7 protein-coding genes are annotated in these 12,331 nt (G+C 46.3%); 6 read left to right on the top strand and 1 reads right to left on the bottom strand.

All coding sequences use genetic code 11. The features are described from left to right. Positions 1-10 precede the first annotated feature (10 nt). From IE165_RS09315 to IE165_RS09290, 6 genes are all read left to right on the top strand, one after another. Positions 11-1,927: a RagB/SusD family nutrient uptake outer membrane protein gene (locus IE165_RS09315; protein ID WP_189626345.1), complete on the top strand. Its 1,917-nt coding sequence runs from the start codon at positions 11-13 to the stop codon at positions 1,925-1,927. Positions 1,928-1,943: 16 nt separating this feature from the next. Next, positions 1,944-4,826, top strand: coding sequence for a SusC/RagA family TonB-linked outer membrane protein (locus tag IE165_RS09310; protein WP_229826480.1), 2,883 nt, complete (start codon positions 1,944-1,946; stop codon positions 4,824-4,826). Between the two features lie 22 nt (positions 4,827-4,848). Beyond that, a complete protein-coding gene (locus IE165_RS09305; RefSeq protein WP_189626344.1) occupies positions 4,849-6,618 on the top strand; it encodes a RagB/SusD family nutrient uptake outer membrane protein in 1,770 nt (589 codons plus the stop codon). A 34-nt stretch (positions 6,619-6,652) separates the two neighbouring features. Beyond that, a complete protein-coding gene (locus IE165_RS09300) occupies positions 6,653-7,660 on the top strand; it encodes a DUF5627 domain-containing protein (protein WP_189626343.1) in 1,008 nt (335 codons plus the stop codon). A gap of 22 nt (positions 7,661-7,682) precedes the next feature. Further along, positions 7,683-9,377 (top strand): endo-1,4-beta-xylanase, encoded by a 1,695-nt coding sequence (locus tag IE165_RS09295; RefSeq protein ID WP_189626342.1) that lies wholly within the window; start codon positions 7,683-7,685, stop codon positions 9,375-9,377. A gap of 82 nt (positions 9,378-9,459) precedes the next feature. Continuing rightward, entirely contained in the window at positions 9,460-10,299 is an 840-nt protein-coding gene (locus tag IE165_RS09290; protein WP_189626341.1) for a sialate O-acetylesterase, read from the top strand. Between the two features lie 64 nt (positions 10,300-10,363). Here IE165_RS09290 and IE165_RS09285 read toward each other — a convergent pair whose 3' ends face one another. Further along, a complete protein-coding gene (locus tag IE165_RS09285) occupies positions 10,364-12,328 on the bottom strand; it encodes a RagB/SusD family nutrient uptake outer membrane protein (protein ID WP_189626340.1) in 1,965 nt (654 codons plus the stop codon). Between the last annotated feature and the right edge of the window lie 3 nt (positions 12,329-12,331).

The raw sequence follows: 12,331 nt of genomic DNA, 5'->3' as shown, positions 1-12,331 counted from the left end.
TTTCGATGAAATGAAACATTATTTTAAGAATATATGGAAACCGATCGTGGCGTTGACTATCTGCTTCGGCACGGCTTCGTGTCAAAAATACCTCGATAAATCGCCGCTGGCAGATATTGATGACACAGAAGCCTTTAAAGACTTCCGGAACTTTCAGGGCTTTACCGAAGAATTGTACAATTGCGTGCCAGTAATTACTTCCATAAGCTCCCATAGCAACTGGAACTTTGGTGATGAAGAAATGTGGGAACCGACGGAAACAAGGCTGTTTGCCTACAATATCGACCATGGGGATTATTGGGCTTGGAATAACGCTATTTTCGGCTCTTGGTTTAAATCCGGCGGAAACCCCAACAATCAGGTGCGGGAGAATAAAGGAAATCTTTGGGGGCTATCCTGGTACGCGATAAGGAAAGCGAACATCGGATTGGCAAATCTGGATCTCTTGACTGAAGCTACTGCAGAGGAAAGACGTTTAATTGAGGGCCAGCTTTACTTCTTTCGCGGTTGGTTTCACTTTATGCTCATGCAGTATTGGGGCGGTCTGCCTTATATTGACCGGGTGTTACCGCCCGATGAGGCACCTCGAATCGTTCGTTTAAATTACCATGAAACAGCCGAAAAAGTGGCCGCGGATCTCCGTAAAGCTGCCGATTTACTGCCCGCATCCTGGGGGGAAACAGCTATCGGGCCGTCCATAGGAAACTACGACCGCAGGGCGAATAAAATTATGGCATTGGGATTTCTCGGCAAAAATCTATTGCTTGCCGGAAGCCCTTTAATGAACAAAGAATCTACTGGTGAGGCGCGCTACGATACGGGTTACTGCAAACGTGCCGCCGATGTATTTGCGGAAGCCCTTAATTTGGTGGAATCCACGGGATACTACCAGTTGATACCGTTCTCCCATTACTCCAGGGTTTTCTATACCTTTAATCAAAATTTCGCGATTCCAGGCTCAGCTGTGGTGGATAATCAACGCTATACCGAAGCCATTATGATGGAAAACCCAGCGAATGTTTCGGATAACCGATTTCGTTGGAACCAAGTCAATGATTATCGTCCTCCGACCATTAACAATTCTGGAATCAAAGTATATCCGACAGCTAATTACGTAGATTTCTATGGCATGGCGAATGGCCTTCCCATAACCAATCCCACGGAGGCTGACCCCGAGTCGGGTTACGATCCGGAATACCCCTGGCGGAACCGCGATCCACGATTTTACCATGACATCATGATCGACGGCGAAAAAACCGTGAATAACGGCGGAATCGTGGGCAATAACGAATATCGCCAATATGCAAGTCTATTTTCCGGAGGCCTTTACCGAACGCTCAATCCTTTAAAGGCGGTCTTTACAGGCTATATGTTTTCAAAATTCATTTCCAAACAAATGAATGAATGGGAAGGCTTCGCCGAGGGAAATGCTGTTTTACTAAGTTTATTACGCCTTTCGGATGTCTACCTCATGTATGCAGAGGCCGCTTCGGAAGGATATAATTCGCCCACTGGCAAAGCCCCATCTTATACAAAAACGGCCGTAGATGCGATCAATTTTATACGGGATCGACCTGGATTGGGCGTGGGACACGTTGCTCCGCGCTTTATCGCTTCACAGGAAGCTTTCCGGGAGGAATACCGTCGCGAGCGCGCGGTAGAACTCGCCTTTGAAGGTCACCGATTTGTGGATCTGCGCCGCTGGCTGCTATTATCTGAACGACCTTATACCTTAAAAAAAGGAATTGAGTTTGATCGGGCCACAGCAAATGCTGACATCTATGCAGACCCACGCAATGCCCGCGTCCGGAATTATCGGCAGACCGTATTATTTGAAAGACAGTATACCGACCGACATTATTGGTTCCCCTTCCTTATTGATGATGTGAGTATATATGGAGAGTTCCCACAAAATCCGGGATGGTAACGAAAATTTGAAAAAAATGATGAAAAAAGATATAAAAGCTTGGGGTATCCTTCTTACTTTACTATGGAAGGTTGCCGGACTACAGGCGCAAGAAGTCGCTAGCAGTCGCCCGAACAGCGCTTTGGACAGCACGATACATGTGGCATTTGGAAAGATGCCCAAACGGGATATATTGGGTGCTGTCAGCCATGTTGATGTCGCATCGCTCATGGAGAAAAATTATGCGACCCATAGCTTGGATAACCTGCAAAGCTTCATAGGAGGATATACAGGCTCAGTATGGGGGCAGACACCACTGATCTTGATCGATGGAATCCCACGTCGTGCCGAAGATGTGCGTATGGTGGAAATTGAATCTATCACGATACTAAAGGACGCAAGTAGCGTAGCCCTATATGGAAGTGCTGGTAGCAAAGGAGCTGTTTTGATCAATACACGCCGGGGATCTATAAAGCCGCTGAGCATAGATATCCGCGCGAATACAGGCCTGTTGGTACCCAAACGCTATCCATCCTACTTAAACGCGGCAGAATACATGACATTGTATAACGAAGCTTCCCGAAATGATGGTTTAACAGAACGTTACTCGGCCGAGGCCATCTATAACACATCTCTTGGCTCAAATCCTTATCGCTATCCAGACCTCAACCTCTTTTCCGACGAATACATAAAAAAGTATGCTTCTCGATCCGATGTAACCGCTGAAATCTCTGGAGGAAATGATCGTGCTCGTTATTACACCAATTTGGGTATGACCCATGTCAATGACATCCTCAAACTTGGTGAAGCAAAAAACAACAAAGATATGTCTTTTAATATCCGGACGAATGTCGATGTAAATTTGACCAAGTGGTTGAAAGCATCTACCGATGCTGTAGCCATTATTTCCGACAATAATTATGCGCGCGGTAATTTTTGGGCTGCTACCGCCAACCTTCGTCCCAACCATGATGGTTTTGCGCCCTTTGTCCCAATTGACAGGCTTGATCTCTCGAATCCTGATCTTCAAGCTATCGTTCAAAACAGCAATCACATCATTGACGGAAAATATCTGCTGGGCGGGCTTTCTAACCTGCAGACCAACGATTTATCACAAATGATTGCGTCTGGATACATCAAAAATAAAAACCGCACGTTTCTCTTCAACGTGGGCGCCGACGCCGATCTGAGTGGACTGACACCGGGTTTAAGCTTTAGTACGCGGTACAGTATGGATTATACAACCCGCTATACCGAAGGATACAACGTCCCTTATGCGACCTATCAGCCACATTGGCAAACCATTGATGGTTCGGAAATTATCACTTCATTGACCAAGTTTGGTAACGATGGGAATAGTACCAATGAGTTTATCGGTACAGCCCTGTATTACCAAACGATGTCGATTACCTCGCAGTTCAATTACGAGAGAACGTTCAATGAGCACCACCACATACATGGTACGTTACTGGGATGGGGATACATGAGACAATTTTCGAGTGATGTAGACACCAACCAAGGTGGAAGCGATTATCAACCCTTCCGAAACACGAATGTCGGTATACAACTGGGGTATCACTATAAACAACGCTACTACTTGGATGCCTCGGGCGCTGTTGTGCATAGTGCAAAGCTACCTATGGACAATCGAAGGGCCTTGTCACCGAGCGTGACGGTAGGCTGGCGCATCAGCGAGGAAACGTTTTTTAAAAATCAGGCTTCGTTCGTCAACGACTTAAAATTAACGGCATCCTACGCTTCCCTAAAACAGGATTTGGACATCACTGACTATTACTTGTATCGCGAGAATTACGGTAATAGCACGGCGGAAGGAGCCTTGGGTGCATGGTATCAATGGCGAGATGGAGGAACGACCGGAGGTGGCGGAGCAACCGTACTCGCCGGTCGCGGCGCAAACCCCAACCTCTCCTTCGTCGAACGCCGGGAGTTCCGCGTTGGGTTAGATACTTGGTTGTGGAACAACAGTCTGCAATTAAACGCCAACTACTTCAGACAACACACCAATGGCTTGCTTACCCGCGGGAATGCAACCATCTTCCCTTCCTACTTTTTACAGGGTAATGGGGAGTTTCTGCCATGGCTTAATTTCAATAATGATCTCCGTACAGGCGTTGATTTTTCATTAAATATAATAAGTAAAATTGGTCAATTGGGGTATTCCCTAGGCTTTGTAGGCATGTTCTACGACACGAAAGCCACGCAGCGAGACGAAGTTTACGAAAATAGCTACCAGTATCGCACCGGGCGTCCAATCGACGCTTCTTGGGGATATATTGCAGAAGGATTATTCCAAAATGAGGATGATATACGGACGCATGCGCGCCAAAACTTTGGAGGCGAACTGAAACCGGGAGACATTAAATACCGCGATGTGAATGGCGACGGTATTATTGATACGAGAGATCAAGTTGACTTGGGCCGTAACGGCTTCGCTGCCAATCCATTCAGCTATGGATTAAACCTGACCGTTAAATGGAAAAACTTCACCATTTTTGCTCTTGGCTCTGGACACACTGGAGGTTTAGGTTTTAAAAACAACCCGTATTTTTGGGTCGGTGGTCTCACGAAGTATTCGACAGTCGTGCTGGATCGCTGGACGGAAGAAACGGCAAGCACGGCCACCTATCCTCGATTAACGACTACGGGTAGCAGCAACAACTTCCAAAATTCTACGTATTGGTCTTTCAAAACAAATAGATTTAACCTCAATCGTGTGCAGCTGACCTATGATCTGCCCGAAAGTCTCTTTGACCGTTCAGATGTCATCAACAGGATGAACATTTATGTGAACGGCGATAATCTTCTCGTGTTATCCAACGAGCGAAAAATGCTGGAAACCAACTTCGGAAGTGCGCCACAAATGCGGTTTTATAACCTCGGTGTTAAAGCTTTCTTTTAATCCTAATCAAACGAATTGTTCTATGAAAATTAACATGTTGATGATCGGTATTTGTGCACTTGCTTTGGCAAGTTGCGAAAAATGGTTAGAACCCGATCCAGAAAATATTCGAAATGCAGAACAGATGTTTATCGATACGCACTTCGCACAAGGTTTTGTCACGACGGCCTACCGCACCATTCCCTCCTACTACAACCAGAGTGATTTTGCGACGGATGATGCCGTGACAAACCAACGCTCCAACGCATTCCTACAAATGGCCACGGGTTCTTGGAGCGCCGCAAATAATCCGTTAAGTGTTTGGAATCAGGCTTACGCTTCCTTACTCTACCTGCACCAGTTTTTGGAAAACTCGCAGGGAATTAAATGGTCTGAAGATGAAGAGGCCAACGCCCTTTTTAACATCCGCCTGCGAGGAGAAGCGTATGGTCTAAGAGCCCTTTACTACTATTATCTACTGCGGAACCATGGGGGACCGACGTCCAACGGACAGCTGATGGGCGTGCCTATCGTCACGGAATTCCTACCTACTACCGCAGATTTTAACATGCCTCGCGACAACTTTGCCGCTTGTTTGCAGCAAATATACCTCGATTTGGATAGTGCAGAGCATTTCCTGCCCATTGAATATAGCGATGTTGCCCATGCGTCGCAAATTCCGGAACGCTTCGCTGGTATCACGCAAAATGCATCGACCTATAACCGTGTTATGGGTCGGTACAGCCGCCAGTTGTTCAATGGCCTTATTGCAAAATCTTTCCGTGCAAGGGCAGCTCTATTGGCGGCCAGTCCCGCTTTTCAGCACGCGTCGAATCCCGCGACGTGGGAAGATGCTGCAAACGCAGCCGCTGATATTATTCAGTACAAAGGCGGCACTAATGCTTTGCCAGCAAATGGATTAACATTTTACAACAATATCAACGAGATCGATGGTTTAAGCGATGGTATCAATCCTCCAGAAATAATTTGGCGGGAAAATGTCCAAGCCAATAACGGCGATCGCGAAGCACAGAACTACCCGCCGTCACTTTATGGACAAGGATTGACAAATCCGACACAAAACCTAGTAGACGCATTTCCCATGGCAAACGGATATCCAATCGATCATCCCAACAGCACTTTCAACGAAAACGATCCTTATGCGGGACGAGACCCTCGCTTACGGCACTATATTATTTATAACGGTAATACAGCGGGCGTCAATAATACGCCAATCACAACTGGGATCAACTCCACTACGGACGATGCATTGAACAGGTTAGAAACCTCTACACGTACGGGCTACTACATGAAAAAAGGCCTACGAATGGACGTCAATAGAACACCGAATAATATCGTAGGTAGGAATCGGTATACACCACGTATCCGGTATACAGAACTCTATTTGTCGTATGCAGAAGCTGCAAACGAAGCTTGGGGTCCGACGGGTATGGGCTCGCATTCCTTTTCCGCGTATGACATTGTCCGGGCCATACGCCGACGGGCAGGTGTGGGCACCACGAACAACGACCCCTTCCTAGAAGAGTGCCGCACAGACAAGGAAAAGATGCGCGAGTTGATTCGCAATGAACGTCGACTCGAACTTTGCTTTGAGAGCTTCCGCTTTTGGGATCTTCGCCGCTGGAAACTGACGTTGAACGAAACGGCGCGCGGAATACAAATCAACGGTGTTAATTATACGCCGATCGCTGTCGAAGTAAGATCTTACCAACCCCATATGTATTATGGACCGATACCTTTTAGCGAGATTTTAAAATATAGCAACCTTGTACAAAATACGGGCTGGGAATAGGAATAATTAACCAATTTTTTAAAAGCAAACAAAGATGAAAATCAAGATATTTAATATAGGAATGACCATGCTGTTAAGCTGCCTCATTAGCTGCAAAAATGAGGCGATCGAATTACCTGATTTCGATTACCAAACCGTGTACTTCGCCAATCAATACCCCGTCCGCACAATCGTACTAGGTAACGATGCGGTGGTCGATAACACATTGGACAACGAACATAAAGTGGAAATAAAGGCTACGCTAGGCGGCACACGCGACAATAAAAAAAATGTAGTCATCGATGTCGAGGTGGCTAACAGTTTATTGGACGGGCTTTATTTTCCCAATAATGGTTCAAAACTTGAGCCTCTTCCTGCCAACTATTACAGCCTGACGTCCAATCAAATCATCATCTCGCCCGGCAATATTATGGGCGGCGTACAGGTGGCATTGACCGATGCATTTTTTGCAGATCCCCATGCCTTGTCTAACCGATATGTTATCCCCTTAAGGATGAAAAATGTAGCAAATGCAGATTCAATCTTGCGTAGCAAAGATTTCGTTTTCTATGCGCTTAAATTCATTAACCCCTGGCATGGAAATTATCTGAGGAGAGGTTCGGATCAGATGACGGGCGATGTTTCCAGACAAGTGGTTCGTCGCGCAAGCTACGTAGAACAAGATGAAATTAACACCTTAGAAACTCGCTCACTCCATTCGGTCGTGTTTCCGGTTCAATTTAGAGATGCGGACGCCGGCAACATCTTTTCCTGCAGGTTATTACTGAATTTCGATGACTCGGGCAGATGTACTGTCTCGACCGATACTCCTGGCTATACCGCAACAGGTGGTGGTGTTTTCATTGCCCATGGTGAAAAGAATAGCTGGGGAAATCGAGATCGAGATGCCCTCTATTTAGACTATCAAATAGCCTATTCCAATATCGCTGTCGGCAGTGGAACCAATGCCAGATCAATAACAGGTAATATTTCAAGCAAAGATACCTTAGTATCACGCGATCGAGGTGTATCGCCAGAATATTTTGTACCCCAGACTCGATAAATTCAACCAAGCAAAAATGAACATGAACAAAATTTGCAAAATAAGACTAGCAATAGGCATCGCAGCCTCCATAGCACTCGGCAGTTGCGCAAAATTTGAAAATAGAAATTTTGAAACGGAGAAACCCCAGCAAGTGATTGATCAAGAGGCATTGGACGCCTATGCCCCCCTAAAGACATACGTAAACTACAGTGAACAAGCTCATTTCAAACTAGGCGTCGAAATGAATTGGACCGATTTGCGTAGCAATTCCACGTTGTATAGACTGATGCAGGCACACGTAGATGAAATAAGTTTAACGAGCGAACTCCTTCATATCAAAGCCGTTGGCGAAGATGGTCAAATCAATATCTCCGATCTACAAGATGCTTTAGAAAAGCACGCTGCGTCGGGAATGGCAACGCATTTAGGCCATCTATTGTGGCACGAAGCACAAGCAGCAAACTATTTAAATAACTTGGTCGCCGACGTTAATATCCCCGGAGAGTCTGGTACAATATTGTTACAGAACTTCGAGGATGATGCCCTAGACCAATCTTATCCTGTGATAGGAGCCGGTAGTACACGTGTTAAAAGCGATCCGGATGGGGTAAGTGGCAAGGCGCTAAACGTTCTGGGACCCCAAACCTTCCCCCAATTCGAAATCTCTTTACCCGATGATTTAAAGTTAGGAGACTGTAAATCGATCACCATTGATTTCAAGGGTGCAGGATGCTGCGGATTATATGGTGCAGGGATGCGTATGGCGGTAAGCAATTCTTTGGGTGCTGTTTCCCTTGTCAACTATGGAAGTCCGTCGAGCTATGGTGCTCCCGATAATCAGTGGTTCAGGAATGGCATTGACCTGACGTTTGCAAACCTTAACCTGAGCTCGGCCCAAAAGCAACTCACCAACTTTGTATTAACGATTGGCTCCGCGACGGGGGGCGCTGATTATCTAATTGACAATATTACCCTACACTGGGAAAAAACAGGACAAACCATCATCAAAACAGCCGACGAAAAGAGGGAAATATTCACGGCAGAATTAGATAAGTGGATCAAAACGATCGCAGAGGCGGGAAAAGAATCCGTGAAGTCTTGGAGCGTGGTCTACCAGCCGATCGACGAAGAATCGCCATCCGAGATTCGAAGTGGCGGTGAAAGGGCAGACTTGCCGGCAAATATGTTCTTCTGGCAAGATTTTCTGGGGAAAGACTATGCCAGCATCGCGGTTAAGATGATCAAACAGTACGCAAACGCTGATGATCAGATTTTTTTTACCGAAAACAACCTGATTGACAATCCTGCAAAAATTGAGGGTTTAATCGATTTGATTGCTTACACAGAAAGTAAAGGTGCATCGGTAGACGGCATTGTAGCAGAAATGTCTATGAACGTCGGCGATAGCAAGGAAAAAATAGTCTTCACCTTACAAAAGCTGGCAGAGACAAACAAGCTAGTCAAAGTATCGTTTGATATTGGAACGGGCACATCAATCAATCAAATGACGAACATATTGCATCAGCAACAAAAAGAGATGCATCGCTGGTTTGTCGAAGCGTACCACGACATTATTCCCAAAGCACAACGTGGCGGCATGACCTTCCGAAGTCCTGTAGACAGGTTATCCGGATCGACTTGGCGCCCAAACCAACCTGTTGGACTTTGGACCAACTCGGGTGGATACCAACGTAAACCAGCATATTTAGGGGTCATCGAAGGTCTTCAGCAATAATCCCCGACATAAACGACATAGATACAAACGGGATTGCAAAGGCAATCCCGTTTGTATAATATTATTAATTAAACAACATACGATGAACAAGAAAGTCGCATTATTTTTAGTCAGCATACTTAGCATGATAAGCTTACAGCTATGCTACGCTCAGGATCCAAATTTTCATATCTACCTTTGTTTTGGCCAGTCGAACATGGAAGGACACGGCCAATTTGAACCGCAGGACACGATCGCCGATCCTCGTTTTAGGGTTTTAGCTGCAGTCGATTGTCCCGACATCAATCGGGTCAAAGGCGAATGGTACAAGGCCGTCCCTCCCCTTTCCCGTTGCCATACCGGGCTGACGCCTGCAGACTATTTCGGAAAAACGTTGCTCGCCAATCTTGCCGACAGCATTCAGGTGGGCATTATCAACGTTTCTGTTGGGGGCTGCCACATCCAGTTATTTGATAAAGACAGTACCTCGAGTTATGTGCAGAAGGCTCCCAAGTGGATGAAAGACATGCTGGCTGCATATGATGACGACCCCTATGGACGATTAATTGAAATGGCTAAAGTGGCACAAAAAGACGGTGTTATTCGCGGTATATTACTTCATCAAGGAGAATCCAACGTGGGTGACAAATTCTGGCCCTATAAAGTCAAACGCGTGTATGAGCATATATTGTCGGATTTATCGCTGAAGGCAGAGCAGACACCACTCCTCGTAGGGGAAATGCTTGCAGCAGAAGAATGGGGCAAATGTGCGGGTATGAACGAAATTATACGGACCATTCCTCAAGTTATTCCCACGGCGCATATTGTTTCTTCGAAAGATTGCGAAGGCATAGCAGATCTTATTCATTTTAGCCCAGCTGGCTATCGGCAATTGGGAAAAAATTATGCTTTTACACTTATGCAGCTAGACCGGACGAAATAAAAATGGCGGGAATTTGATGTATTCCCGCCATTTCGATCGTTGATTCTGGAAACCAATACTTGATCTAGTCGTATCCTGGGTTTTGATAGGCTTGCTTTTCTGCGGCATTCATGTTCATCGCGTCAAGCTGTCCTTGCGGTATAGGTCTTAGGTAATGAAAAGGTTGGATATTCCTGGTGTATGTGGCTGCCGTATGATCACCCACATCCATCCCGGCAATCCGATAGGTTTTTGCCAAATCTGACCAAGTCTGCGTTCGTACCAAGTCATACCAGCGGTATCCTTCCCCATAGTACTCGCGCGAACGTTCTGCCAAAAGATACGCTATAGTTATTTGCGCTGGGGTAGCGGCCACCATGGCTCCACTATTATCTTCCACCTTCTCCACATTGCCGTTATTGTCCCAACGCCACATCCCGGCACGCGCACGGATTACATTGATCAGGTCATGCGCTGATTTACCAGCTTGGACTGCAGCTCCTTTTACGGCAGCTTCCGCTGCTATAAAATACAATTCAGAAAACTTAGCGATGTTAAAGGGCCGTGTGCTTCCAGCGTTGGGTTGGCCTAAGCCCGTACCGCTATCTGTTCGATAAGGACCTAACTTCCAAAGTCCTGGATACACCCTTCTGCTGATACCTTGTGGCGAGACAACAAAGTCGGCCCGGCCAGGCAATACCCCCACGCCTATGCTGCTTCGATAACTGGTATTTGAATAATCAATAGGATCGCTTGGCTCCTCGTTCAGAAAGGTCAGCACCGCATCGCCCGGTTGAATGGCTAAATTGTTAGCGTTGTAAAGCGTCGCATCAGCAACCCCTGCTTTATTCCAATTCCCACGATACACGGTAGTAAAAGTGCCATCGTATCGAGAATCATTGGTTTTGTCAGCGAATGTTTCGGTTACTACGTTAATCGTCGGCGCCATTCTTGTCCAAGGTCGTCCTAGTGCTTGGACGGCCTCTCGCTGCACCGAATTCACCAAGTTATCGCTCGTCCAGTTTGTACTTCTGGAACTGGTCATGGTGGTGTAATTCCAAGTCATCATCCAGCCGGCGAAATTATCGGGTGCCCCGCCACTACCCCAGGTCAAACTACCGCCATTGTACAACTCGCTATCTTCGGTATGGTCAGCATATAACAGCAGCTCTGCGTTGCGGTCGTTTGTAGCGACATTTACATCATAAAAGGTTGGCTGTAAACCATAAGGTCCTGGATTGTCTATTGCTTCCGTCGCGATGTTGTATGCCTGCTGAAAATACCAGGCACTTGTTTGCCCATCGGGGTCCGTGCGATTGGTTTCTGGATAGGTGGGGATATTATTTGGGTTCTGCAACCACCACGCATAGGTAAGATAAGCTTTTGCCAAATAGAGCTTAGCGACGGTTTTCGTTACCGCTCCTGTTAGCCGAGGAGCGTCAGGCAGATCGTCAATGGCCTTGAGTAGATCTGGAAAGATAGCTCTTGTATAAACCTCGGGCACCGTATTCCTAACGGAAGTCAAGATGGGCGATATATTGAACTTTAACTCCCCAGATCCTAAATCCAACGGAACGCCGCCGAAAGTCTGCACAAGAAGAAAGTAATCGAATGCACGGAAGAAGTATGCTTCAGCCACCAAAGAAGGCGATATTCCCTCTGCGAGTGCCGCATTCTCAATGATTCCCGATGCGGTATTGATATTCGGGTATGTTTCCCCCCATACCACATCAGCCCTACTGGTTACGGAAGTCACATTTCCTACGCCAGAAAAGTCCATGTCGCGGAAATTACCGTCGGCGCTTTGCGCATAGGTCACCTCGTCGGTGCCTGTCAAACATGCATTATAATAATACGCCTGTCCGTAAATGTAACGTAAATGTGCATACATAGAAGTAATCCCTCCATTTATACCATTAGCAGTTTTGAAGTCATCCGGTGTAAAAATGCTTCTTGGCTGCTCATCCAAAAAATCGGAACAACTTCCGAAAGACAATGCCAATGCCAACGCAGAAGCACCGATAGCAAAAGTTAATTTTAATCTTTTCATCTT

Source organism: Sphingobacterium griseoflavum (assembly GCF_014653155.1).
Classification (GTDB): Bacteria; Bacteroidota; Bacteroidia; order Sphingobacteriales; family Sphingobacteriaceae; genus Sphingobacterium; species Sphingobacterium griseoflavum.
The sequence above is the reverse complement of the archived record's forward strand: the minus strand, read 5'-3'. Positions and strand labels throughout refer to the sequence as shown.